Origin of the sequence: Gordonia insulae (assembly GCF_003855095.1) — a bacterium.
Taxonomy (GTDB): domain Bacteria; phylum Actinomycetota; class Actinomycetes; order Mycobacteriales; family Mycobacteriaceae; genus Gordonia; species Gordonia insulae.
This window is the reverse complement of sequence record NZ_CP033972.1, coordinates 939,438-964,351: the sequence shown is the minus strand read 5'-3', so window position 1 is coordinate 964,351 and position 24,914 is coordinate 939,438. Positions and strand designations below refer to the sequence as shown.

At 67.8% G+C, this 24,914-nt stretch carries 22 protein-coding genes, 1 pseudogene and 1 other annotated feature; of the genes and pseudogenes, 9 read left to right on the top strand and 14 right to left on the bottom strand.

Annotation, left to right across the window (positions count from 1 at the left end; all coding sequences use genetic code 11):
* Window positions 1–299 precede the first annotated feature (299 nt).
* A protein-coding gene (locus D7316_RS04520) for an IS3 family transposase (RefSeq protein WP_408609970.1) occupies window positions 300–1,543 on the bottom strand; the annotation gives its coding sequence in 2 pieces (ribosomal slippage) (window positions 300–1,258 and window positions 1,258–1,543; 1,245 coding nt in all).
* Window positions 1,164–1,265: a sequence feature (AL1L pseudoknot), on the bottom strand. Its footprint overlaps the gene before it by 102 nt.
* Window positions 1,544–1,658: 115 nt before the next feature.
* Here D7316_RS04520 and D7316_RS27605 point away from each other — a divergent pair.
* Window positions 1,659–3,473: an HNH endonuclease signature motif containing protein gene (locus D7316_RS27605; protein ID WP_124707227.1), complete on the top strand. Its 1,815-nt coding sequence runs from the start codon at window positions 1,659–1,661 to the stop codon at window positions 3,471–3,473.
* Window positions 3,474–3,485: 12 nt separating this feature from the next.
* Here D7316_RS27605 and D7316_RS04510 read toward each other — a convergent pair whose 3' ends face one another.
* Window positions 3,486–5,114, bottom strand: a complete 1,629-nt coding sequence (locus D7316_RS04510; protein ID WP_124707226.1) for an ABC-F family ATP-binding cassette domain-containing protein — start codon at window positions 5,112–5,114, stop codon at window positions 3,486–3,488.
* Between the two features lie 77 nt (window positions 5,115–5,191).
* Here D7316_RS04510 and D7316_RS04505 point away from each other — a divergent pair, with 77 nt between their 5' ends.
* From D7316_RS04505 to D7316_RS04495, 3 genes are read left to right on the top strand one after another with little or no spacing between them, the layout of a single operon-like run.
* Window positions 5,192–5,995, top strand: coding sequence for an SDR family oxidoreductase (locus D7316_RS04505; RefSeq protein WP_408609969.1), 804 nt, complete (start codon window positions 5,192–5,194; stop codon window positions 5,993–5,995).
* A complete protein-coding gene (locus D7316_RS27600) occupies window positions 5,992–6,246 on the top strand; it encodes an FAD-dependent oxidoreductase (protein ID WP_164473724.1) in 255 nt (84 codons plus the stop codon). Before D7316_RS04505 ends, D7316_RS27600 begins: the two co-directional genes overlap by 4 nt.
* Window positions 6,243–7,115: a lycopene cyclase family protein gene (locus D7316_RS04495; protein WP_164473723.1), complete on the top strand. Its 873-nt coding sequence runs from the start codon at window positions 6,243–6,245 to the stop codon at window positions 7,113–7,115. The genes D7316_RS27600 and D7316_RS04495 overlap by 4 nt, the downstream gene beginning before the upstream one ends.
* Window positions 7,116–7,143: 28 nt before the next feature.
* On the opposite strand, the gene D7316_RS27070 is transcribed toward D7316_RS04495, so the two are convergent.
* From D7316_RS27070 to D7316_RS04445, 11 genes and pseudogenes are all read right to left on the bottom strand, one after another.
* Window positions 7,144–7,305 (bottom strand): hypothetical protein, encoded by a 162-nt coding sequence (locus D7316_RS27070; RefSeq protein WP_164473722.1) that lies wholly within the window; start codon window positions 7,303–7,305, stop codon window positions 7,144–7,146.
* A 116-nt stretch (window positions 7,306–7,421) separates the two neighbouring features.
* Window positions 7,422–9,985 (bottom strand): annotated as a pseudogene (locus D7316_RS04490) (polynucleotide kinase-phosphatase).
* A 38-nt stretch (window positions 9,986–10,023) separates the two neighbouring features.
* Window positions 10,024–11,436: a 3' terminal RNA ribose 2'-O-methyltransferase Hen1 gene (locus D7316_RS04485; RefSeq protein ID WP_197718325.1), complete on the bottom strand. Its 1,413-nt coding sequence runs from the start codon at window positions 11,434–11,436 to the stop codon at window positions 10,024–10,026.
* 105 nt (window positions 11,437–11,541) lie between these two features.
* Window positions 11,542–12,006 carry a DnaJ family domain-containing protein gene (locus D7316_RS04480; protein ID WP_124707221.1) on the bottom strand — a complete coding sequence of 155 codons (465 nt, stop codon included), beginning with the start codon at window positions 12,004–12,006 and terminating at the stop codon, window positions 11,542–11,544.
* 20 nt (window positions 12,007–12,026) lie between these two features.
* Entirely contained in the window at window positions 12,027–12,383 is a 357-nt protein-coding gene (locus D7316_RS04475; RefSeq protein ID WP_124707220.1) for a metal-sulfur cluster assembly factor, read from the bottom strand.
* The gene (sufU, locus tag D7316_RS04470; protein ID WP_124707219.1) at window positions 12,380–12,850 is read right to left on the bottom strand and encodes a Fe-S cluster assembly sulfur transfer protein SufU; all 471 of its coding nucleotides are present in this window, start codon (window positions 12,848–12,850) and stop codon (window positions 12,380–12,382) included. The genes D7316_RS04475 and sufU overlap by 4 nt, the downstream gene beginning before the upstream one ends.
* Before the next feature lie 2 nt (window positions 12,851–12,852).
* Window positions 12,853–14,133 (bottom strand): SufS family cysteine desulfurase, encoded by a 1,281-nt coding sequence (locus D7316_RS04465; protein ID WP_124707218.1) that lies wholly within the window; start codon window positions 14,131–14,133, stop codon window positions 12,853–12,855.
* Between the two features lie 28 nt (window positions 14,134–14,161).
* Window positions 14,162–14,935 carry a Fe-S cluster assembly ATPase SufC gene (sufC, locus tag D7316_RS04460; RefSeq protein ID WP_124707217.1) on the bottom strand — a complete coding sequence of 258 codons (774 nt, stop codon included), beginning with the start codon at window positions 14,933–14,935 and terminating at the stop codon, window positions 14,162–14,164.
* Window positions 14,936–15,052: 117 nt separating this feature from the next.
* Entirely contained in the window at window positions 15,053–16,258 is a 1,206-nt protein-coding gene (gene sufD, locus D7316_RS04455; protein ID WP_124707216.1) for a Fe-S cluster assembly protein SufD, read from the bottom strand.
* Window positions 16,258–17,736, bottom strand: a complete 1,479-nt coding sequence (sufB, locus tag D7316_RS04450) for a Fe-S cluster assembly protein SufB (RefSeq protein WP_232016759.1) — start codon at window positions 17,734–17,736, stop codon at window positions 16,258–16,260. The genes sufD and sufB overlap by 1 nt, the downstream gene beginning before the upstream one ends.
* Window positions 17,733–18,542 carry a helix-turn-helix transcriptional regulator gene (locus D7316_RS04445; RefSeq protein ID WP_197718184.1) on the bottom strand — a complete coding sequence of 270 codons (810 nt, stop codon included), beginning with the start codon at window positions 18,540–18,542 and terminating at the stop codon, window positions 17,733–17,735. Before D7316_RS04445 ends, sufB begins: the two co-directional genes overlap by 4 nt.
* A 126-nt stretch (window positions 18,543–18,668) precedes the next feature.
* On the opposite strand from D7316_RS04445, the gene mptB reads away from it, so the two are divergent.
* The 4 genes from mptB (at window position 18,669) to D7316_RS04425 (ending at window position 23,456) form a co-directional block, all read left to right on the top strand.
* Window positions 18,669–20,522 carry a polyprenol phosphomannose-dependent alpha 1,6 mannosyltransferase MptB gene (gene mptB / locus D7316_RS04440; protein ID WP_408609968.1) on the top strand — a complete coding sequence of 618 codons (1,854 nt, stop codon included), beginning with the start codon at window positions 18,669–18,671 and terminating at the stop codon, window positions 20,520–20,522.
* A gap of 66 nt (window positions 20,523–20,588) precedes the next feature.
* Complete coding sequence (locus tag D7316_RS04435) at window positions 20,589–21,608, top strand: ABC transporter ATP-binding protein (RefSeq protein ID WP_232016758.1); 1,020 nt, start codon at window positions 20,589–20,591, stop codon at window positions 21,606–21,608.
* A 103-nt stretch (window positions 21,609–21,711) separates the two neighbouring features.
* Complete coding sequence (locus tag D7316_RS04430; protein ID WP_124707215.1) at window positions 21,712–22,413, top strand: ABC transporter permease; 702 nt, start codon at window positions 21,712–21,714, stop codon at window positions 22,411–22,413.
* The gene (locus D7316_RS04425) at window positions 22,410–23,456 is read left to right on the top strand and encodes a COX15/CtaA family protein (protein ID WP_124707214.1); all 1,047 of its coding nucleotides are present in this window, start codon (window positions 22,410–22,412) and stop codon (window positions 23,454–23,456) included. Before D7316_RS04430 ends, D7316_RS04425 begins: the two co-directional genes overlap by 4 nt.
* Here the strand turns inward: D7316_RS04425 and D7316_RS04420 are convergent.
* Window positions 23,453–23,836: a hypothetical protein gene (locus tag D7316_RS04420; protein WP_232016757.1), complete on the bottom strand. Its 384-nt coding sequence runs from the start codon at window positions 23,834–23,836 to the stop codon at window positions 23,453–23,455. The genes D7316_RS04425 and D7316_RS04420 overlap by 4 nt on opposite strands.
* A 75-nt stretch (window positions 23,837–23,911) precedes the next feature.
* On the opposite strand from D7316_RS04420, the gene D7316_RS04415 reads away from it, so the two are divergent.
* Window positions 23,912–24,880 (top strand): quinone oxidoreductase family protein, encoded by a 969-nt coding sequence (locus D7316_RS04415; RefSeq protein ID WP_124707213.1) that lies wholly within the window; start codon window positions 23,912–23,914, stop codon window positions 24,878–24,880.
* Window positions 24,881–24,914 lie beyond the last annotated feature (34 nt).

Genomic DNA, 24,914 nt, shown 5'->3' with positions numbered 1-24,914 from the left:
TCACGCGGAATGCGTCGACACCGCGGACCGACCCCCGGGGCCGGGGGTTTGGGTTTCGATGTCTGTCGGACCCGCTGAATATGCTGTTTGGTGAGTTGGTTGTGGTGTGGGCGTGCGCTGTGTGATGACGGGCAGTTGATGAGGGTGTCCCTGTCGGTCGCGAGTGTGAAGGCCTGTGCTGGTGTTCTCTTGTTCGGATCCTGTCGCCGCGGATGCGGCGATCACCTGCGCGTCGGCAGCTGATGCTGCGGTGGCCGCGGGTGAGCATCTACGGGTCTGAAGTACCCCAGGTTTAGTTCCTATGTGGTTGCGAGGGCCGGGTCGGCTGGCTCGCTGGGGTGTGAGGCCCCGGTCAAGGTGGCCTCGTACTCGGCTGGGGGAACGTAGCCGAGGGCTTCGTGCAGGCGTTGGTTGTTGTACCACCACACGTATTCGAGAGTGGCCAACTCGACCTGCTCCACGGTGCGCCAGGGACCACGCTGGCGGATCAGCTCGGTCTTGTAGGCCGAGTTCACGCTTTCGGCCAGCGCGTTGTCGTAGGAGTCCCCGACGGTCCCTACTGACGGTGTGATTCCCAACTCGATCAGTCGGTCGGTATAGGCCAGCGATAGGTATTGCGACCCGTGGTCGGAATGATGGGTCAACCCGGATAGATTGGTATTCGCCTGCCACACAGCGTGATCGAACGCCGGAAGGGGAAGGTCCTCAGTCCGCATCGACGAGGCGACGTGCCAGCCCATGATCTTGCGGGTACAGACGTCGGTGACGAACGCGACATAGGCGAATCCCTGCCAGGTCCGCACATAGGTGATGTCCACGACCCACAGCTGATTCGGTTGTGTGGCAACAAAAGTGCGCTTGACCCGATCCTCCGGAACCGCAGCGGCTGGGTCCGCGCGGGTGGTGAACACTTTCTTCGAACGCTGCACCCCGCGCACCCCGGCGCACCGCATCAGTCGGCGGGTCTGCTCACGGCCGACCACATGACCCTTGCGGCGCAGTTCGGCGTGCACCTTCTTGACCCCGTACACCGCATAGTTGTCGCTGTGGACCTGCTTGACCACCGCCACGAGTTCGGTATCGCGAATCGAACGTGCCGACGCGGCGCGGGATTTCGCTGCCCGATATCCTCGCGAGGTGAGGAACACCACGCCTGCCGCGCGCAGGGTGCGGCAGATGAACTCGACCCCGAACTGATCGCGAAACTTGTCGATGAACGCGATCATCTCGTCGTGGTCCGGTCGAGCTCCGAGGCGAAAAACGCGCTCGCCGACTTGAGTAACTCGTTGGTCCGCCGCAGTTCGGCGACTTCCTTCTTCAGCCGCCGGATCTCGGCGTGCTCCTCGCTGCTGGTGCCGGCCCGCTGCCCGGCGTCGATCTGGGCTTTACGGCGCCACCGGCGCAGCGTTTCCTCGGCCACCTGCTGCTTGGCCGCAACTTGACGGATTGCCTCGAATTCCGAGAGCTCGGCGTCGGCCTCCAACGCCGTCTCCAACATGCGCACAGACTTCTGCCGGAACTCCGGCGGATACTGACGTGGCATGGCTCCATCCTCCTACAGATGACGGAACTAAACCTGGGGTACTTCAGTCAGCCGCCAACACGAAGCCCGTGCCCTGCTCGCGGCGTACCGGTTGGGACAGTCGGTCTATGACGACATGCTGGTATCGCTGAACGCCACCGGGCAGATGCGGGCCCGCAACACCGCCGACAAAGCCGCCGTCGGGGAGGTCTCGCTGGCGTTGGGCTTATCACGCACCAAAGCCGGCTCCTGGTTCAACCTGGGTGAAGCGCTGCAACGACTCCCCAAGATCCGGATGCGATATCTGGCCGGCGAGTTCAGCACCCCCCGAATGGCAACCATGGTCTACGCCGCCCAAGCCGCACCCGAAGGCATCATCACCGACCCGAGCACAGGCGACACCCCCAACACCGATCCCACCGAGCCGAGCACCGGCGACCAACCCACCGATCCCGCCGATCCTGCTGATTCCACCGATCCCACCGATCCTGTCGATCCTGTCGATCCGGTCGATCCAGCCGATCCGGTCGATCCAGCCGATCCGGTCGATCCGGCTGATGCCGCTGATTCAGACGGGCACGACCCCGCCGCCGATGATGCGTCGTCGGAGTGGACGTTTGAGGATCTGGCGTTGGAGTTGGGGTCGCGTCCGACGACCGATCCAGTGTTGCGTGATCAGTTGGCCGAGGCGGTGATCAGTCTCGATCCCGAGGGCGCCGCACAAACGCGTGAGGAGTTCGGGCAGGCGTGGCAAAACCTGACCGTCACCGCCGACTCGTCGGGACACATGAATATCGATGGGTGTGTGCCCGCCGAAGACGGCGTCTACCTCGCCCACCGCATCGCCGCGTTGATCGCCGCACGACTGTGTCGCCGCGACCCGCGCCGCATCGGGCAACAACGGGTGATGGCGTTGGCCGAGATCACCGGCGTACCCGGCAAAACACTGACCTGCGGCTGCGGCCGCAGCGACTGCCCCCACAACCCCACCCCCGACACACCCAACCCCAACGACCCCAACGGCCCGAACGGTCCGAACGATCCCAGCGGTCCGAGCTACCCGAACGGCCCGACGGACACGACAGGCCCGAGCGGCCCGAGCGGTCCGAACCGTCCGCCCGCTCCCGAGGGTCTCGTCGAGCCGACAGAGTCGCCGGACGCGAATGGGTATGGTGCCGAGGAGACTCCGTCGGAGGCGGGCGCCGGCGACGTTGGCGACACCGATGGTCCCGCCGACGATGCCGCACTGAGCGCAGATGCTGCGCCCAGCGACCATGCTGCGCCCAGGGCAGATGCTGGGTCCGGCGAGGATGCTGCGTCCGGCGAGAACGATGCGCCCGCCGACGACCCTGGCGTCGCCGAAGACACTGCAGTGAGGAAGGATTCGGCGCCACCATCCCCACCCGCCTGGACCCTGCTCCTCGACCCCACCACCACCACCACCGAGGTCCCCCGACTCCGCGGATACGGGGCGATCGACCCTGCCCTCGCCACAAACCTGGCGCACAAGTCGACACTCATCCCCGCACCCACCCACGCGCAGCGCCGCCGCCCTTCCGGGCTGATCATCGTCGGCGACCACGACCCCGCACCACCGGCGCCACCGGTCGATCCCACCGGACACGGCGGATACGAGCATCCACCACCGGGAGCACTGACCTACACCCCATCGCCACGACTACGCCGACACATCCTGTACACGGATCTGACCTGTCGATACCCGTGGTGCAGCAGCCCCTCCCACGACTGCGAGCTCGATCATCTCGTCAAGTTCCACCACGCCGACCCCCACGCCGGCGGCTGGACCATCGACGCCAACCTGGCACCCATCTGCACACCCGATCACCACCGCAAACACCTCGGAATCTGGCTACCCACCATGCACACCGACCGCACCATCACCTGGCACAACCCGACCACCGGACAGGACGTGATCACCCACCCACGATGAGTCGTCGGCGCACTAGGCGAGCTCGATGAGCTCCTGATACTCCTCGGACCAGTGGTCCTCGGTGCCGTCCGGCAGGAGAATCACCCGCTGCGGGTCCAGGGCTCCGGCGGCACCCGGGTCATGCGTCACCAGCACCACCGCGCCGGTGTAGCTGCGTAATGCGTCGAGCACCTGCTCACGCGAGATGGGGTCGAGGTTGTTGGTCGGCTCATCGAGCAGCAGGACATTGGCCGCCGACGACACAAGGCCGGCCAGGGTCAAACGCGTCTTTTCACCGCCGGACAGGGTCCCCGCCGGCTGATCGAGCTGGGCACCGCTGAACATGAAGGCGCCCAACAGCCCTCGCAGGTCCTGTTCCCCCGCATCAGGCGCGGCATGTCGGATGTTCTCCCACACGGTCGCCATGTCATCGAGGGTGTCGTGCTCCTGCGCAAAGTAGCCGATCTTCAGGCCGTACCCGGGATCGATCGTTCCGGTGTCCGCTGCCTCGACACCGGCAAGCAACTTGAGCAGCGTGGTCTTGCCGGCGCCGTTGAGCCCGAGCACCACAACACGACTGCCTTTGTCGATGGCGAGGTCGACACCGGTGAAGATCTCGAGGGATCCGTAGTTCTTGGTGAGACCACTGGCCATCAGCGGTGTCTTGCCGCACGTTGCCGGCTCGGGGAACCGGATACGGGCAGTGCGGTCGGCCACGCGCTCTTCGTCGAGCGCGTCGAGCATCCGATCCGCCCGCTTGAGCATGTTCTGCGCGGCGGTCGCCTTGGTGGCCTTCGCGCCGAGTTTCGCGGCCTGCGCACGCAATGCGCCGGCCTTCTTCTCGGCGTTGGCGCGTTCGCGCTTACGACGCTGCTCGTCCGTTGCGCGCGCGTCGAGGTAGCGCTTCCAGCCCATGTTGTAGATGTCGGCCTCACCGCGCACGGCGTCCAGGAACCAGACACGGTTCACGACGTCGGCCAGGAGCTCGACGTCGTGGCTGATGACCACCAGACCACCCTCGTGGTTCTGCAGGAATCCGCGGAGCCAAGTGATGGAGTCGGCGTCGAGGTGGTTGGTCGGCTCGTCGAGCAGCAGAGTGGTGTCGGACTTACCGGAACCGTCGGATGCGGCGAACAGGATGCGCGCCAACTCGATTCGCCGACGCTGGCCACCCGAGAGCGTCCGCAGCGCCTGACCCAGCACGCGGTCCGGCAGACCGAGGCTGTGGCAGATGCGGGCCGCCTCGGACTCGGCGATGTAGCCGCCCAGTGACGAGAAGCGCTCCTCGAGCCTGCCGTACTTGGCGACCGCCTTGTCTCGCACCCGATCGTCGGCGGCCTCGGCCATCAAGGCCTGCTGCTTCTCCATGTCACGGAGAATCGAGTCGAGCCCGCGGGCGGACAGGACGCGGTCCTTCGCCAGGACGTCGAGATCGCCCTCTTTCGGGTCCTGAGGCAGGTAACCGAGCTCCCCGCTCCGCACGACCGTGCCGGCGTAGGGCTCCGTTTCGCCCGCGAGGATCCGCAGCGTGGTCGTCTTCCCGGCGCCGTTACGGCCAACCAGGCCGATGCGGTCGCCAGGCTGAATACGCAGGGCTGAACCGGGCGCCGACAGCAGGGTCCGAGCGCCCGCTCGAACTTCCAGGTCGGTCGCGGTGATCACGACGGACCAGTCTACCCACGTCCGGCCACCGGTTTTTCCACCCGAGGACGCCACCGACCGATGGCACTGCCACTACCGTGTGGGGCGTGACCGAACCCACACCCACACAGCTGTCCTCAGACCTGACCGGCAAGTCCGCACTGGTGACCGGCGCGAGCCGCGGCATCGGCCTGGCGATCGCCACCGAACTGGCCCGACGCGGTGCCGCCGTGGTGATCACCGGCCGCAAACCCGAGCCACTCGCGGAGGCGGCCGACCAGATCCGCACCGATGTGACCGGCGCCGTGGTGACCGCCTGCCCGGGCAACACCGGTGACGAAACTCACCGCGCCGAGGCGGTCGCCGCGACGGTCGCCCAGGGCGGCGGAATCGACATCCTCATCAACAACACCGGAATCAACCCGTTGTTCGGTCCGCTGATGGACGCCGACCTGGGTGGATTCCGCAAGCTCCTCGACACCAATGTCGTGGCCGCACTCGGCTTCATCCAGCAGGCCTTCCACGCCGGTATGCGCGAGAGCGGAGGCGCTGTCGTCAACATCTCGTCGGTCGCCGGCATCCGATCCACCGGCGTGATCGCGGCCTACGGCGCGTCGAAGGCTGCGATGATCCGACTGACATCCGAACTGGCCTGGGAACTCGGGCCGGCGAACATCCGGGTGAACGCGATCGCCCCGGCCATCGTCAAAACCCAGTTCGCCAAGGACCTGATCGCCGGCGACAACGAAGCTCGCGCCGTCAAGTCCTATCCGCTGGGCCGTCTCGGCGAGCCGGACGACATCGCGCGGGCCGCCGCGTTCCTCGCCTCCGCGGAGGCCGGATGGATCACGGGACAGACCCTGGCCGTCGACGGCGGAACCCTCTCCACCGGCTCGATGTGACCACCGGGGTCACCGACGTGGCCGTGGTCGGTGCGGGACCTGCGGGTCGCGCACTGGCCCACCACCTGCTCCTTCGGGGGCTGACCGTCACGCTCGTCGATCCCCACCCGAACGCGCCCTGGCGCCCGACCTATGCCTGTTGGACCGACGAGTTGCCGCCGTGGCTACCGGCCGACGCGGTGTCGGCCCAGGTCGATTCGGTCGAGATCCGCACCCCGGACGCGGCCCGGATCGCCCGGGCTACAGCGTGATCGACAACGCGGGCCTGCAACGCGCCCTGACCGTCGACGGGGCGCGCATCGTCGCCGAGCGGGCGACCCGGGTGGCTGCCGACCACCTGATCACCGACTCCGGCATCGTCCGGGCGTCCACTGTTGTCGACGCCCGGGGCACGTCCGGTCAGGGACCGCGTCAGACCGCCTTCGGCGTGGTGGTCACCCGCGAGCGGGCACGTCCTGTCCTCGGTGCGGCCGAGGCGGTGTTGATGGACTGGACACCCATCGAGGAGACCGACGGCCGCACGCTCGACGACTCGGGCATGCCGTCGTTCCTCTACGCGATCCCGCTCGATGACGAGCGGGTGCTCCTGGAGGAGACCTGCCTGGCCGGGGACCCGCCCCTGACCATCACCGAGCTGCGCGGCCGGCTCGAGGCGCGACTGGGCGGGCTCGCAGAGGATGCGCTCGACACCGAATCCGTCTCGTTCTCGCTCGAGGGCATCGACTCCCCATGGCGGCACAAGCCGCTGTCGTTCGGTGCACGAGGCGGACTGCTGCACCCGGCCACCGGCTACAGCATCGGCATGTCACTCGCCGCGGCGCGCGTCGTCGCCGATGCGATTGCCGACGGCCGGGCGCCGGCCGACGACCTGTGGCCGGCGGGAGCCCGTGCCGTGCATCGACTCCGTACGGCGGGCCTGCACGCGCTGCTGGCCCTCGACGCGGACCAGACCCGGGGGTTCTTCGCCACCTTTGCCCGCCTACCGGTCGCGCGCCAGCGCGCGTACCTGTCGGGACGTACCGATCTGCCCGGGTCCGTCGCGGCGATGCTCACCCTGTTCGCGCGGGCGGACCACCGGACCCGACGCACACTCGCCCGCGCCGTCCTGACCGGGCGATGACACGCTCCGGGGCATCCGTCAGAACCGATCAGCGGCGCTGGTCCAGGGTCACCGGCGCGAACGCCTGGGACTCGTCGGTGATGACGTCACGGTCGGTCGCCGGGTAGTCCTCGGCATCGTCGCCGACCTCGATCGACTGTTCGATGAGGTCTGCGTCGTCGGCGGACGGGATCGGGTCGTTCACGGTCATCGCGCACCTCTTCCGACTGTCGCGTTCGTTGGTACACCTCCACGGTAACCATCTCCGCTGTGACGTCCAGGACTGATGTCCACGCCGATCCGTCCGGTGTGGGTGAGAACTACTACTCAGAGCCGTGAATCGACCGGCTCGGACTCGCACGCGAGGATCGCGAACACGCATTCGTGGATTCGCCACAACGGCGCTCCCTCACGGTGGCGCGCAAGCGCCTCCCGCGCGAGCTGATACTCACGCATGGCCATCGAGCGCTTGTGCCGCAGGTCTCGCGAACGCAGCCGGTGCACGTCGCCGAGATACGACGGCCCGTAGATGAGCCGCAGGTACTCGGCCCCCGCACCTTCAGCCCGGGGACCACCACCCGGTTGCGTGCGTCGCGTACGAGGTTGCCGATCGGTTTGACGACCATGCCCTCTCCCCCATCCGCCGTCATCTCCGCCCACCAGGCGGCGCCGTCGGCACGCGAGCGCTCCGACCCGGTGTCGACGACACGTCGTCGCGTGGTGGTGAACAGCTCCGGATCGGCACCCGCCAGACGGTCGGCGATCTCGAGATGCCAGGTGTGCGGACGATTCTCGAATGTCTCGTGGCCGCCGTCCGCTCCGGCCGCGAGCAGCTCGAAGGGCGCGATGCGGATGTCGTCGACACCGGCACCCGGTCGGATGTAGCGGAGCAGGGCGTCGGCGAACGCCGACACGTCGGTGCTGCGGCGGGTCGTCACCGCGATCTGCTCCGCGACGTCGAGCCCGCGCTCGGCTGCGTCGCGCAATTCGGACGTCAACAACGCCAGCTCCGGCTCGGCGGCGGCCGGTACCGACGCGAAGTGATCGCGGATCAGTCCCTCGCCCTTGATGTTCCACGGCAGGAGCTCGGCGTCCAGAATCAGTCGATCACAGCCCAGGTCGTCGAAGACACCCTGCGCCGCGGCCCGGATCCGCGCGAGCAGGGCACCCGTCGTCCCCGGCTCGAAGAACGGGCGGCCCGTTCGTGTGTAGATCGCGCCGGGCCCACCGTCGTACACGCCGAATCCGAGGCGGGCGGCGTCGTCGTCGCGGGTCACCACCACGACCGCCCGTGAACCCATGTGCTTCTCCTCGCAGATCACCTCGGTCACGCCGAGTTCTGCGTAGGAGGCGAACGCGGACTGCGGGTCCTCCAGCAGGTCGGGATCGGCACTGCCGGCCGGACTCATCGTCGGCGGGAGATAGCGCAACCACCGGGGATCCACCGCGTACCGCGACATCACCTCGAGGGCGGCGGCCGCGTTCTCCTCCCGAACCGTCACCGGAGGTCCGAAACGCGTGGTGACGGTGCGCTTTCCGACGACGTCGTCGAGTGTCAGCCCGGCCCGGACGCGGGCGTCGGCGGCCGAGTCCCCATATCCCATCGGACGCTCCGACGGCCAGTACGTCCGGCCCGCGGGGACATCGACGAGCTCACCCTCCGGGTACCGCAGCGCGGTGAGGCGCCCGCCGAACACGCAGCCGGTGTCGAGGCACATCGTGTTGTTGATCCAGGCCGCCGTCGGCACGGGCGTGTGTCCGTAGACCACCCGGGCATCGCCCCGATAGTCACGCGCCCAGTCGACGCGGATCGGGTAACCCCACCGATCCTGTTCGCCGGTGGTCTCGCCGTACATGGCCAGGTTGCGGACACGACCGGACGTGCGGCCGTGATAGCGCTGGGCCAGCCCGGCATGCGAGATCACCAGGCGCCCGTCATCGAGGACGTAGTGGGAGACGAGTCCGTCGAGGAATTCGATGACGGCAGTGCGGAATTCGGCTGGGCACGCATCGAGTTGCTGCACCGATTCGGCCAGGCCGTGGGTGAGCTGCACCGGCTTGTCGGCGCGACGACCACCGTCGCGTTGCCGTAGGGCACGGAGCAGCTTCTCCTCGTGATTGCCGCGGACGCAGATCGCCTGACCCGACGCCACCATCGACATGACCAGCCGCAGCACCCCGGGCGTGTCCGGTCCACGATCGACCAGGTCCCCGACGAAGACCGCTCGCCTGCCCTCCGGGTGGTCGAGCACATCGACCGCGCCGTCCGGCGACGACGTGATCGTCCATCCCAGGTCGCGCAGCAACGTCTCGAGTTCGGCACGACAACCGTGCACGTCGCCGATGATGTCGAACGGGCCGTGCTGGTCGGTGAGGTCGTTGAACAGCCGTGTCCGGACGACACTCACATCATCGATCGCCGCCGCACCGACCAGCCGGTGGACAAAGCGGAAACCCTCCTTGCGCAGGTTCTTTCCCTGCTGCCGCAGCAGGCGGTGCTGACGGACGACGACTCCCTCGTCGACATCCGTGCGCGCCGCCGACCGCCGCTTGAGCACGTCGAGTTCGACGTCGAGGACCACGGCGACGGCGAACACGTCGTGGTCCTTCGCCAAGTCGAGTAGCTTGCGCCGGTCCTCGGCTCGGACCGAGGTGGCATCGACGACGGTCAGCAGCCCACGGCGCAGCCGCCGTCCGGCGACGTCGAACAGCGCGCCGAAGGCGTCCGCGGTGGCGCCCTGATCGGTCGGGTCATCGGCGACGAGACCCCGGAACGTGTCCGACGACAGCACCTCCGTGTCACGGAAGTGGTTGCGGGCGAAGGTGGATTTCCCGGATCCGGACACCCCGACGAGGACGACCAGACACAGGTCGGGCAGTTCTATCGGCATCGGATCGTCGGTGATCGGGTGCGAGGCAGTCGGTGTGGTCATCGGCTCTCCTCGTCGATCCGGGTGAACACAGCACTCTGGGTCGGCGCGCCGACCTCGGCGTCGGGATCTCCGATCTCGCCGAGCGCCACGGTGTAGCGGTACTCGGCGGCGACGTCATCGCACCAGCGGGCGAATTCCGCACGGGTGAACTCGAATCGGTGATCCGGGTGCCGGAACTCGTCGTCGCCGAGGCCGTAGCGGGAGTTGTGCTCGCGGTTCGGTGTCGTCACGACGACGGTCCCCGGCGCCATGCCGTCGAAGACCGATGCGACGGCAACGGGCAGCCGCGTCTGATCGATGTGCTCGATGACCTCCATCAGGACGGCGACGTCGAACCCGCGGCAGCGGAAGTCGGCGTACATCAACGACGACTGCCACAGTGCGACATCGCGTCGACGGCCGAACCGTTCGGCGGCACGGTTCAGGGCCGCCACGGACACGTCGACGCCCGCCAGGCGCGTGTGGGTGCCGTCGGCTGCGAGCGCGGCGAGGAGGCGCCCCTCGCCGCATCCGAGGTCGAGGACCGATCGTCCGTGTGCCGCACGCACCGACTCCACGACCGCATCGAGTCGTCTGCGGGCCAGGCTCTCCCGACGGGCGGCGACCGCCGACCCGGCCTGCCTCGCGGTTCCCGGTGTCTCGGCGCCCCGCTGATCGGCCGTCCCCGGACCGGTCGGATCGGCGTCGGTCGGATCGGCGTCGGTCGGGTCAGAGCCGGTGAGCCGGTCGACGGCGAGGTCGACCAGCGGGCGCACTCGCTTGACGTAGCCGCTGATGATGCGGTCCCGGTGCGGGTGGGTGGACAGCCAGCCGTCGCCGAGACGCTCGAGCTTGTCGATCTCGAGTTCGTCGACGAAATAGTGCTTGTCGTCGGCGATCACGGGCAGCAGCACGCAGAGGTGGCGCAGAGCGTCACGGACCGTATGCCGGCCCTGTAGCGAGACTCCCGCGTACGGCGAGTCGCCCCACCCCGCGGGCCGCAGCGGCTGCCGGGAGACCTCGACGCGCCAGCCCAACGGCGTGAAGAGCTCGTCGGGTCCCACCTGTCCCCCGATGGGCACCGACGGCACGGTGATGGCGATCGGCCAGGAGTGCTCGACCAACTCGGGACGGGCGCACCGACCGGCGAGGGCGTCACCGAAAACCTTGCCGATCGCGACGACGAATCGGGACGACGCGGCATACGGGATGGTGCTGACGTGGCGTTCCGTCTCGTCGCGCGAACGGACGCCCTCGCCGTCCACGTGCAGGGCGACACGGCACTCGTGCACACCGGCCCCTGGATAGAAGACGCGCGCGGTGCCCTGCGAGGTGTCGAAGGTCTGCATGCGGTCCGGGTGCTTGTGCAGCAGGTATCCAAGATCGGTGGCCGGGGTATCACGGTCGCCGCGCACCTCGAGAGTCATCATCACAGGGCAAACCCTACTGATGCCCGCAACGGGTTTACCGCTCTGCGCGACCGCGACCGCGACCGGAACCGCAACCACGACGGCGATCTCGTGTCGCGCGAGTGTTCACCCGCGCGACCGGCGCAGCTCCCGCCACCTGTCGATCAGGTCGTCGACGTCCACGGTGTGCGCCGTGACCAGGGTCGGCAGACCTGATCGCGAGACCAGATGAGCTTCTCGCACACGGCGATTGAAGTCGGTGAGGATCTCGCGGACCGCGTCCTCGTCGGCGATCGAGACCAACGAATCCGGGAAGTCCTGTGCCTCCCTGCGCAATTGCAGCGGCATGGGCAGCAGCGCCGACGAATCGAGGTTCTCGTCACGGATCTTGCGTTTGACCCACCAGTCGGGATCGTCGGCGTCGCTGAGGTCGATGGGCTTGCCCATCCCCGGCAGATTGTCGAACTCGCCACGCTCGGTGGCCTCCCGGATCATCTTCTCGACCCGCGACTCGTACCGCGGCGGCTGCCAGCGGCGAACGCGTCGGAACCGACCCTGGTCGGACGGTTGCTCGTCGGACGTGGCGGTCATCGCCAGTGATCAGACGCTGATCAGACGGTGAAGCCCAGCGCCCGCAACTGCTCGCGGCCGTCGTCGGTGATCTTGTCGGGGCCCCACGGCGGGAGCCAGACCCAGTTGATCTCCATATCGGTACACAGTCCGCTGCTCACCAGCGCGGCCCGCGACTGATCCTCGATCACGTCGGTCAACGGACAGGCCGCCGACGTCAGGGTCATGTCGATCTTGGCGACCGCGTCGTCGGTGATGTCGATGCCGTAGACGAGGCCGAGATCGACGACGTTGATACCGAGTTCGGGGTCGACGACATCGCGCATCGCCTCTTCCACGTCCTCGAGCTGTGGCAGCGAGGTGGTCGGGGCCTCGGGTGTGGCTGTTTCGTCACTCATGCTGACTCCACTTCTGAAGATTCATCTCGTTCGACTGTCCGGGACAACGCGTCCTTGAACGCCATCCATCCCAGCAGTGCGCACTTGACCCGTGCCGGGTACTTGCTGACACCCGAGAAGGCCACACCGTCGCCGATGACATCCTCGTCTCCGGCGTTCGCTCCACGCGACGTCATCATCGTATTGAACGAATCCAGCGTGGCCAATGCCTCGGCGACCGGTTGTCCGACGATCTGATCGTGCAGCACCGACGTCGATGCCTGCGAGATCGAGCAACCCTGGCCGTCGTAGGAGATGTCCTCCACCGTCGACCCATCCGCCGACAGCGCGACCCGCAGCGTGATCTCGTCACCGCACGTCGGGTTCACGTGATGCACCTCGGCCCCGAACGGCTCGCGCAGTCCCCGCCCGTGCGGATGCTTGTAGTGGTCCAGGATCACCTCCTGGTACATCTGCTCCATCCGCACGATCAGATCACCCCGAAGAAGTTCTGTGCCCGCACGATCGCATCGGTGAGCGCATCGACCTCGGACACCGTGTTGTAGGCGGCGAATGATGCGCGCGCCGTGGCGGCGACGCCGAAACGCTTGTGCAGCGGCCACGCACAGTGGTGTCCGACGCGGATCGCGACACCCTCGTCATCGAGGATCTGACCGAGGTCGTGGGCATGGATGCCGTCCACCAGGAAGGACACCGCTCCGCCGCGGTTTTCGGCGGTGGCCGGACCGATGATCCGCAGTCCGTCGATCGCGGAAAGTCGATCCAGTGCGTACGAGGTGAGCTGGTGCTCGTGTGCCGCAATGGAATCCATCCCGATCGCGGTGAGATAGTCGACCGCGGCACCGAGTCCGACGACCTGCGAGGTCATCGGAACGCCTGCCTCGAACCGCTGGGGCGGCGGCGCGTAGGTGGACACCTCCATCGACACGGTCTCGATCATCGATCCACCGGTGATGAACGGGGGCAGCGCCTCGAGCAGTCCGGCCTTGCCGTACAGCACACCGACGCCCGACGGCCCGAACATCTTGTGCCCGGAGAAGGCCGCGAAGTCGACGTCGAGCGCGGTGAAGTCGACGGGCGCGTGCGGCACCGACTGACATGCGTCCAGGACCACCAGCGCGCCCACCTCGCGTGCTCGACGCACCATCTCGGCGACGTCGGCGACAGCGCCCGTGACGTTGGACTGGTGGGTGAACGATACGACCTTGACCGTCTCGTCGAGAACCAGTGAATCCAGGTCGATCCGACCGTCCTCGGTCACCCCGTACCACTTCAGGGTGGCACCGGTACGCCGGCAGAGCTCTTGCCACGGAACGAGATTCGCGTGGTGCTCGAGCTCGGTGATGACCACCGTGTCACCGGGACCCAGCGGTTTCCCGCCCAGCACCGCGCCGGAGCGGTCGTCGCCGAGCGTGTAGGTGACGACGTTCAGCGCCTCGGTCGCGTTCTTGGTGAATGCGATCGTCTCGGGGCTCGCACCCACGAACACGGCAATTGCCGCGCGCGCCGCCTCGTAGGCGTCGGTGGCCTCCTCCGCGAGCTGGTGAGCCCCGCGATGAACCGCCGCGTTGTGCGTGGTGAGGAACTGCCGCTCGGCGTCGAGTACCTGGACCGGTCGCTGCGAGGTCGCCCCCGAATCCAGATAGACCAGCGGTTTGTCGTCGCGGACGGTGCGCGACAAGATCGGGAAATCCGCACGCAACCGTTCGACGTCCAGTGCCGGCGCGACGGTCTCGGGTGAGAGGGTCATGGCTGTGCCTCCTTCACCGGGTGGTGGATCAGCCTGCGGCCGCCGCCGAGGTGAACCGGACGTAGCCGTTCGCTTCCAGTTCGTCGGCGAGTTCGGGGCCGGCCGATTCGACGATGCGTCCGTTGACGAACACGTGGACGTGGTCGGGCTGGATGTAGCGCAGGATGCGGGTGTAGTGGGTGATCAGCAGGACCCCACCGTGCTCGCGATCCTTGTAGCGGTTGACGCCCTCGCTGACCACCCGCAGCGCGTCGACGTCGAGACCGGAGTCGGTCTCGTCGAGGATCGCGATCCGCGGCTTGAGCAGGTCGAGCTGCAGGATCTCGTGGCGCTTCTTCTCGCCACCGGAGAAGCCCTCGTTCACGCTGCGCTCGCCGAAGGACGGATCGATGTCCAGCGCGGTCATCGCCTCCTTGGTCTCCTTCACCCAGTGGCGCAGCTTGGGCGCCTCACCGCGCACGGCGGTGGCCGCGGTCCGGAGGAAGTTCGACATCGACACGCCGGGGACCTCGACCGGGTACTGCATGGCCAGGAACAGGCCCGCCCGGGCACGCTCGTCGACGCTCATCTCCAGGACGTTCTCGCCGTCGAGCGTTATCGACCCCTGAGTCACCTGGTACTTGGGGTGGCCGGCGATCGCGTACGACAACGTCGACTTGCCGGAGCCGTTCGGCCCCATGATCGCGTGGGTCTCGCCCGACGACACGGCCAGGTCGACACCCTTGAGGATGTGGATGGGTTCGGCGTCGGCGTCGCTCTGGGCGACGTCGACGTGCAGGTCACGGATTTCCAGTGTGGTCATGTGGAGTGTCTTTCTCAGGCTGTGATCGATACGTCCTGGCTGGCGCCTCGGTCGTGTTTTCGATCAACGGTCAGGGTTTCTCGTCGTGCGGTGCCGGTCGGTCAGGCGTCGGTCAGCTCAGGCGCCGGCGAGTTCGAGCTCGGACTCGATGGCCGCCTCGAGCCGCTCGCGCAGATCGGGGACGGAGATCTTCGCGATGATCTCGCGGAAGAACCCGCGGATCACCAGACGTCGCGCCAGGTCCTCCGGGATGCCACGCGCCTGCAGGTAGAACAGCTGCTCGTCGTCGAAGCGTCCGGTGGCGCTGGCATGTCCGGCGCCGACGATCTCTCCGGTCTCGATCTCCAGGTTGGGCACCGAGTCGGCACGGGCGTTGTCGGTCAGCACGAGGTTGCGGTTGAGCTCGAAGGTGTCAGTGCCCTCGGCCGCCGGCCGGATCAGCACGTCGCCGATCCAGACCGTGTGCGCCTCGCGCGAACGGTCACCGCTCAGATCTCCTTGCAGCGCGCCCTTGTACACCACATTCGAGCGACAATTGGGCTGACTGTGGTCGACGAGCAGGCGCTGCTCGAGATGCTGACCGGCGTCGGCGAAGTAGAGACCCCAGAGTTCGACGTCGCCACCGGGGGCGTCGTAATGCACCACCGGACAGAGTCGAACGAGGTTGCCACCGAGGCTGATCGCGAAGTGACGCACGACGGCATCGCGGCCGACGCGGATGTGGTGGGCGGCGACGTGCACGGCGTCGTCGTCCCAGTCGTGGACGTTGACGACGGTCAGTGCCGCACTGTCCCCCACCACGAACTCGACGTTCTCCGCGTAGGTGCCCCCACCCTTCTGGTCGAGCACGACGACGGCTCGGGCGAACTGTTCGAGACGGATCTGGATGTGCCCGAAGGCCACCTCGCCCGCGCCCGGACCGGTCAGATCGATCACGACCGGCTCGGCGAGCTCCACCTCACGCGCCACGGTTACCACAGTCGCGTCAGAGAACGACGAGTATGCCTGTGCGGCAACGCGATCGAAGGGCACGCCGCCGTCGCCCAGCCGTGCGTCGTCGCGGCCGACGGTCTCGACCGTCACGCCGTCAGTGGACCCGGAGACGACGATCGTCGGATCAGCGGTGCGCTGTGCCGAGCCGTCGTGTAGTCCGCGTAACCGGCGGAACGGAGTGAACCGCCACACCTCTTCGCGCGGACTGGGCACCTCGAACGCATCGACGTCGAACGAGGTGAACATCTCACCCTTGTTGACCGGGCCGGCTTCGCCGCGGTCCGCGGGTGCGACCGGCGTCGACGCGACGGGCAATGTGGGATCTGCCATCAGCCGACGGCTCCTTCCATCTGCAGTTCGATGAGGCGGTTGAGTTCGAGCGCGTACTCCATCGGGAGTTCCTTGGCGATCGGCTCGACGAATCCGCGCACCACCATGGCCATCGCCTCGTCCTCGGTCAGACCCCGGCTCATCAGATAGAAGAGCTGGTCATCACTGACCTTCGACACGGTGGCCTCGTGGCCCATCGTCACGTCGTCCTCTCGGATGTCGACGTACGGATAGGTGTCGCTGCGCGAGATCGTGTCGACCAGCAGGGCATCGCACTTCACCGTCGAGCGACTGCCGTGCGCACCGTTGTTGATCTTGATCAGACCGCGATAGGAGGCGCGTCCACCGCCGCGGGCCACCGACTTCGAGATGATGTTGCTCGAGGTATTAGGCGCCAGGTGGACCATCTTGGAGCCGGTGTCCTGGTGCTGGCCCGGGCCGGCGAACGCGACGGAGAGCACCTCACCCTTGGCGTGCTCGCCAGTCATCCACACGGCCGGGTACTTCATCGTCACCTTGGAACCGATGTTGCCGTCGACCCACTCCATGGTGGCGCCGGCCTCGGCCTTGGCGCGCTTGGTCACCAGGTTGTAGACGTTGTTCGACCAGTTCTGGATGGTCGTGTACCGGCAGCGACCGCCCTTCTTGACGATGATCTCGACTACCGCGGAGTGCAGCGAGTCGGTCTTGTAGATCGGCGCGGTACAACCCTCGACGTAATGCACGTAGGCACCCTCGTCGACGATGATCAGGGTCCGCTCGAACTGGCCCATGTTCTCGGTGTTGATCCGGAAGTAGGCCTGCAGCGGGATGTCGACGTGGACACCCGGCGGGACGTAGATGAACGAGCCACCGGACCAGACGGCCGTGTTGAGGGCGGAGAACTTGTTGTCGCCGGCCGGGATCACCGAACCGAAGTACTCCTGGAAGATCTCCGGATGCTCCTTGAGCGCGGTGTCGGTGTCGAGGAAGATCACGCCCTGCTTCTCCAGGTCCTCACGGATGGAGTGGTAGACGACCTCCGACTCGTACTGTGCCGCGACCCCGGACACGAGGCGCTGCTTCTCCGCCTCGGGGATGCCGAGCTTGTCGTAGGTGTTCTTGATGTCCTCGGGCAGGTCATCCCAGGTGGCGGCCTGCTTCTCACTGGACCGCACGAAGTACTTGATGTTGTCGAAGTCGATGCCGCTGAGATCGGAGCCCCAGTGGGGCATCGGCTTGCGGTCGAAGATGCGCAGGGCCTTGAGACGCTGCTCGAGCATCCACTCGGGCTCGCTCTTCTTGGCCGAGATGTCGGCGACGACCGCGTCGGACAAACCGCGCTGGGCGCTCGCCCCGGCCACGTCGGAGTCGGCCCAGCCGTAGCCGTACGTGCCCAGCGAAGCGATTGTCTCCTCTTGGGTGAGCGGGGACGGCTTGGTCGGCGTGGATCCCACTGGGGCGGCGGTGTCGGTCGCGGTTGGTTCGGTGACTGTCATCGCGAGGCCTTTCGACTCGTCTTCTTCGGATGGGCGGATGCGGGCTGTGCATCGCTCACTGTCATCGTCGTGGTGCTCCCGGATGGGGCACGGGCGCCGTCCGGGGGTGGGTGCAGCGGAACATGGGTGGTGCAGGCGCAGTCCCCGTTGGCGATGGTCGCCAGTCGCTGCACATGGGTCCCGAGCAATTCGGTGAAGATCGCGGTCTCCGCTTCGCAGAGTTCCGGGAACTCGGCGGCGACATGTGCCACCGGGCAGTGGTGCTGGCAGATCTGCATGCCCGTGCCGACCTCGCGGGTGTTGGCCGCGAACCCGGCGCTGGTGAGCGCGTCGGCGATCTCGTTGACCGTCGTCGCGATCGATCCCGACTCCTCGGCGGGAACGACATCCGCGACGATCTCCTCGACGCGATCGCGGGCGAACGCCTCAACAGCTGCTTCGCCGCCGACGGTGCGCAACCTGCGCATCGCCGCGCCGGCGAGGTCGTCGTAAGCGTGGCGCAACTTGCCGCGACCGGTGGCGGTGAGTTGGAACCACTTGGCCGGCCGGCCACGTCCGCGTCTGCCGAATCCCGACGATGACGCCTCGACATCACCCGCCTCGGCCAGTACGTCGAGGTGCCTGCGCACACCCGCGGCACTGATGCCCAGCCGGTCGGCGATCTCGGTCGCGGTCAGTGGACCGTCCTCGACCAGCAGGGAAACCACGGACGCACGCGTCTGCCCGTCGTGATGGATGCCGGCGTTGACACCACCATCGGCGGGGGCGGTGGACGTGCTGTCGGGCAGCACGGTATCGCTCCTCATGGTTTTCACAACACAAGTGTGACGTAATTGCTTCCCAGGTGCCAGCAAGGCTGCCCTTACCGGGCCGCCACGGGCGGGTCGTGGCACGCCGGGTCCGCGCGCGGGCCACCGTCTAGAGTCGTCGGCGTGCCAGAAACCACAGTGACGCGGGGTCGGGGCCGCTCGCTGCGCCAGAGCACCACGCTCCTGCGGCGTGCGGCGGCCTATCTCGGCCTGAGCAGATCCCGACACGCCCCGGGCCCGTACGCCGGCGACACCATCGACCGGCGTGGCGATTACGGCAAGACCGTCGCACGCCTCCACGACGACGAGCGCGAGGTCGGCCCGCTGAACGAGGCGGAGAACCGTCGCCTCCTCCGGATCAAGCTGTTCGGCGCGACGGGCTCGGTGTTGCTGCTCATCGGCTCGCTCGGCACCGGCGCGATACCCGTGCTGCAGAACCCGGTCGCGGGGATGCGGGTGCTGTCCCTGCCGTCCCGGATGTGGAGTACCGCCCTCACGATGTCGATCGGCGGGACCATCATGCTCGTCGTGGCGTGGCTGTTGCTCGGCCGCTTCGCCGTCGGGCGGTTCAGCGTCGAGGTGCGCCGCGGCCGGAGCCCCGAACGGCGGATGACCCGCACCCAGGCCGACCGCACGCTGATGCTGTGGATCGCACCGATCATCGTGGCCCCGCCGCTGCTGTCCAAGGACATCTACTCCTATCTCGCTCAGAGTGCGATCGCGTTCCGCGGCATGGACCCCTACGTGATCAGTCCGGTGCGTGGACTCGGCGTCGATCATGTGCTCACGCGTTCGGTACCCAATCTGTGGCGCGACACACCCGCGCCGTACGGGCCGCTGTTCCTCTGGATCGGCAAGGGCATCACCGCTGTCACCGGCGACAACATCACCGCGGCGATCTTCCTGCATCGCCTGGTGGCCCTGGTCGGCATCGCGCTGATCGTGTGGGCGCTGCCCCGGCTGGCCCGACGATGTGGCGTGTCGTCGGTGGCCGCGCTCTGGCTGGGGGCGATGAATCCGCTGCTGATCCTGCATCTCGTCGGCGGCATCCACAACGAGGCGCTGATGCTCGGGCTGATGCTCGTCGGCCTCGAGCTGTCGTTCCGCGCGATCTACGGCAGCGATCGATTACGCAGAGCCGGGTCGTACTGGCCGTCGGCGGCCGGCTGGACCCTCATCGCGGGAGCGGCGGTGATCTCCGCGTCGGCGATGGTCAAGGTGACCTCGATGTTGGCGCTCGGGTTCGTCGGCATCGCGCTGGCCCAGCGCTGGGGTGCGATCCTGCCCGCCCTGCGCCACGCGCCGATCGGCCAATGGTGGGAACGGTCCCGACGATCGGTCGCCGCCCTGGCCGCATCGGCCGCCTTCTATGCGACCGTCCTCGTCGTCGTCATGGTCGGTATCTGCGTGGGCACCGGACTCGGCTTCGGATGGACCAGCACGCTGTCCACCGGCGATGTGGTGCGGTCGTGGATGTCGATGCCGACCCTGCTGTCGGTGACCACCGGACGAATAGGTGTCGGACTCGGACTCGGCGACCAGACCCAGGCGATCCTCGAGGTCGGTCGTCCGCTCGGTCAGCTGGTCGCCGCGGTGTTCATCGTGCGGTGGATGCTCGCGTCGCTCGGTGGCCGCCTGCACCCGCTGGGCGCCCTGGGTGTGTCAATGGCCACAGTTGTCGTCTTCTTCCCGTTCGTCCAGGCGTGGTATCTGCTGTGGGCGGTCATCCCGCTCGCCGCCTGGGCGACCCGCCCGTGGTTCCGCCTCACGACGATCGCGGTCTCGGCGATCATCGCCATCGTGGTGATGCCGACGAGTTCGAACACCAGCGGAGTCGTACTCGCCCAAGGACTCCTGGCCGGCGTGATCATGGTCGCCGTGATGACCGCACTGTTCTTCGAGGACCTGCCGGTGCATCGCTGGTGGCGTGCACGCCGGGCACGCGCGACCGCCCCCGAGAAGGTCGACGTCGACTGACGCCCGGACGGTCGGCACCCGGCCGCAGTTTTTGGACGACGGCGGCGAACGAATAGTCTGGCGGGTGTGCGTGGCACGACGATGCGGGAGCGGTACCGAGATGATGATCAACGACCTGATCATCGGTCGACCGCTGGCCGCACGGTGAGCGCGGAGGCCCCGACGCCCGCACCTGCGGTGCGCCTGACCGGCGTGGTCAAACGCTACGGCGACCGCACCGCGGTGGACGGCCTCGACCTCCGACTCGAGACCGGCACGATCCTCGCCCTCCTCGGCCCGAACGGCGCAGGCAAGACGACCACGGTGGAGATGTGCGAGGGCTTCCTGACCCCCGACGCCGGCGACATCCGTGTCCTGGGCCTCGACCCGGTGGCGGACAACGACGCGTTGCGGCGGCGGATCGGTGTGATGTTGCAGGGTGGCGGCGCCTACCCGGGCGCGCGTGCCGAGGAGATGTTGCGGCTGTGCGCCGCATACAGCGCAGACCCCGTCGACCCCTCCTGGCTGCTCGACGCGCTCGGACTCGGTGACTGCGCTCGGACCCCGTTCCGGCGGCTGTCCGGCGGGCAACAGCAGCGCCTGTCGCTGGCCTGCGCCATCGTGGGGCGTCCGGAGCTGGTGTTCCTCGACGAACCGACCGCAGGACTTGACGCCCACGCACGAATCATGGTGTGGGAGTTGATCGATCGCCTCCGTAGCGATGGTGTGTCGGTCCTGTTGACCACCCATCTCATGGACGAGGCGGAGGAGCTCGCCGACCAGGTCGTGATCATCGACCACGGACGGGTCGTCGCGGCCGGGACGCCCGCCGACCTGACCAGCCGCGGCGCAGAGAACGAACTGCGCTTCTCGGCGCCCCGCGGCCTCGACGTGTCGAACCTCCTGCTCGCCCTGCCCGAGGACTATCGCTGCACCGAGACCGCGCCCGGCTGCTACCTGGTGCACGGTCCGGTCACGCCCCAGGTCCTGGCGACCGTGACCGCGTGGTGCGCCAAGATCAACGTCCTCGCCACCGATCTACGTGTGGAGACACGCAGCCTGTCCGACGTCTTCCTCGATCTGACCGGACGGGCGCTGCGCTCATGACCCCTCCCCTGGCGACGAACTCCGCCAACCGATTCGCCCCGGGTACCTTCGCCCCCGGCCACGTGCCGCGTCGCTGCCGGCGATCCTCGCGGCGCAGTCGCGCATGGAGCTGACCCTGTTGCTGCGCAACGGCGAGCAGTTGCTGCTGACCATGTTCATCCCGATCACACTGCTGATCGGCTTGTGTCTCCTGCCGGTGGACACCGGTCTCGGCACCTCGGCCGCGGAACGGGCGACGACGTTCGTGCCGGCGATCATGACCGTCGCGGTGATGTCGACGGCGTTCACCGGGCAGGCCATCGCCGTGGGTTTCGACCGCCGGTACGGCGCGCTGAAACGCCTCGGCGCCACGCCGATCCCACGCTGGGGCATCATCGCCGGCAAGTCGATCGCCGTGGTACTGGTGGTCGCCCTGCAGGCGCTGATCATCGGTGCGATCGGTCTCGCGTTCGGGTGGCGACCCGGGCCGCTGGGTCTGCTGCTCGGCGTGGTGATCATCGCGGTCGGGACGGCCACGTTCTCCGCGCTCGGGCTGCTGCTCGGCGGGACACTCAAGGCCGAGGTCGTGCTCGCCCTCGCCAATCTGCTGTGGTTCGCGATGGTCGGTATCGGCAGTCTCGTGGTGATGGGTGATCGGGTGCCCGCCGCGGCCCATTGGATCGCCCGATGTGTGCCGTCCGGGGCGTTGACCGAGGCGCTCGATCAGGCGACCCACGGTTCGGTGGATTTCTTCGGAGTAGGTGTGTTGCTGGCATGGGCGGCGGTTGCCGCGGTGCTCGCGGTGAGGTGGTTCCGGTTCCAATGACAGCTTCCCAGACCCCGGCGACGGCGCAGGTCCCCGAGCCGGACGCGGCGGAAACGGGTCACGCCGGCCGATTCGACCGGGTGCCCGGCTTCGGTCGGCCGACCGCCCGGTTCGTCTATTGGTGGACGGTCGCGCTGCTCGCCGCGAACGTGGGGATCGTCGCCACCGGCGGCGCCGTACGTCTCACCGGCTCGGGACTCGGCTGCCCCACGTGGCCCCGATGCACCGACGACTCGTTCGTCCCGCACGGCGCACTCGGCGTGCACGGTGTGATCGAGTTCGGCAACCGCATGTTGACCTGGGTCCTCACGATCATCGCGATCGGCGCCTTCATCGCGGTGCTGCGGTATGCACGGTCCGTCCGGCGCGACAAGTGGCTCGTCACGCTGCTGGCATTGGGTATCCCGTTCCAGGGCGTCATCGGCGGCATCACCGTCCTGACGAAACTGAACCCGTGGGTCGTGGCGCTGCATTTCGTGTTGTCGATGGTGCTGGTGTCCGGTGCGACGGTCCTCGTCTATCGCCTCCGGCCGAACTCGGCGCCGCCGCAGGCGGCGGGGCCGCGGATCCGGCTGGGCCGGCAACTGGCCTGGTTGCAGTACCTGGTGACCTGGGCGGTGATCTATCTCGGCACGGTCGTGACGGGTTCCGGCCCGCACGCCGGCGACACCGAGGCACCGCGCAACGGACTCGCACCCGACCACGCCACCCAACTCCATGCCGATGCGGTGTTCGTGCTCATCGGACTCGCCGTGGCCATCACGGTGTTCGCCCGCGTCCTGCAGCTGCCCGAGCGTCGGACCGCCTACACGTTCGTCGGCCTGCTCACCCTCCAGGGCGTCATCGGAGTGGTGCAGTACAACACCGGACTGCCGATCGTCCTGGTGATCGCACACATGGCCGTCAGTGCCCTGCTACTGATCACCGCGACGTGGCTGATCCTGCAGTTCACCATGCGGACGTCCGCTGCCGACGACATCCCTGCGGACGCGGTCGAGCCGACCGCAGGTCAGCGGTGGTCACCCGCCGGCGAGGCGCGCTAGAGAATCGCGCGATTGCGCGCTTTCGGGAAGCGCTTCTGGCGGGCGACCCACCCGGCCATCTTGCGGTAGTGCGACGGTGACACGTTCGCCGCCGACGTCAGATCACGGTCCCACTCGGCCGTCTCGAGGCCGTCGATCTCCGCGACGACGGCCTGCGCGGTCGACAGATCGGCGACCACGCGGTCACCGAGGATGCCACCGTCTGCACCGACGAGCGTGATGCGGACACCGGCCGCTCCGATCGGCTGCAGCACGGCCTTGGCCGATCCACCCTCCCGGCCGATGAAACCCTTGATGGAGCCGACCACGCCTTTGATGTCGGTGTCCGCGGTGGGCACTGGCGACACGTCGGTGATCTCCGATTCGGACTGCTCGCTCATGACGGTGAGCATACCGGTCCACCACCCGCACGCTCCCGCAGCGGTACCCGACGGGCGGTGCGGTAGAACAGTGCCATGCGCGCAATTCAGGTGACCCGCCACGGCGGTCCGGAAGTTCTGGAATACGGCACCGTCGACGACCCGATCCCGGCACCGGGCGAGGTCCTCGTGCGGACCGCGGCCATCGGGGTCAACTTCATCGACACATATCTGCGGCGGGGTCTGTACCCCTCGGTCCCGCCCTACATCCCGGGTTCGGAGGCGTCCGGACAGGTCGTCTCGGTGGGTGCGGAGGTGGACGGCGTCGCCGTGGGCGACAAGGTCTGCTGGGTCGACGGCCCGGCGAGCTATGCCGAACTCGTCGCCGTGCCCGCCTCACGGGCGGTACCCGTCCCCGACGGAGTGCCCGACGACGTCGCCGGTTCGGCGATGCTGCGGGGCCTGACCGCGCACTACCTCCTCGACGGCAGCGCGCACCCGAAGAGCGGTGACACCGTGCTGATCCACGCGGGAGCGGGAGGAGTCGGGCTGATCCTGACCCAGCTCGCCAAGCGTCGCGGGCTGCGCGTCATCACCACCGTCTCCGGCGACGAGAAGGCCGCGCTGTCGACGGCGGCGGGTGCCGATCACGTACTGCGCTACGGCGACGCGCTGGCCGAGGAGGTCCGTTCACTGACCGACGGGCGCGGGGTTGCGGTGGCCTACGACGGCGTCGGCGCCGACACCTTCGAACAGTCGCTCGCGTCGACCGCGGTTCGCGGCACCATCGCCCTGTTCGGCGCGGCATCCGGGCCGGTCCCCCCGTTCGACCTGCAGCGCCTCAACGCGGCCGGCTCGTTGTCGGTGACCCGGCCGACCCTCGCGCACTTCATCGCCGACACCGACGAACTGCGCTGGCGTGCCGGGGAGTTCCTCGGTGCGGTCGCGGAGGGTGACATCGATGTACGCGTGGGCCAGCACTACCGTCTCGCCGACGCCGCCGAGGCACACAGCGACCTCGAATCACGCTCCACCACCGGCACAACGGTGCTCATCCCGGGCTGACCGGGGTCATCGAGAGCAGGCAGGTCGCGGACGT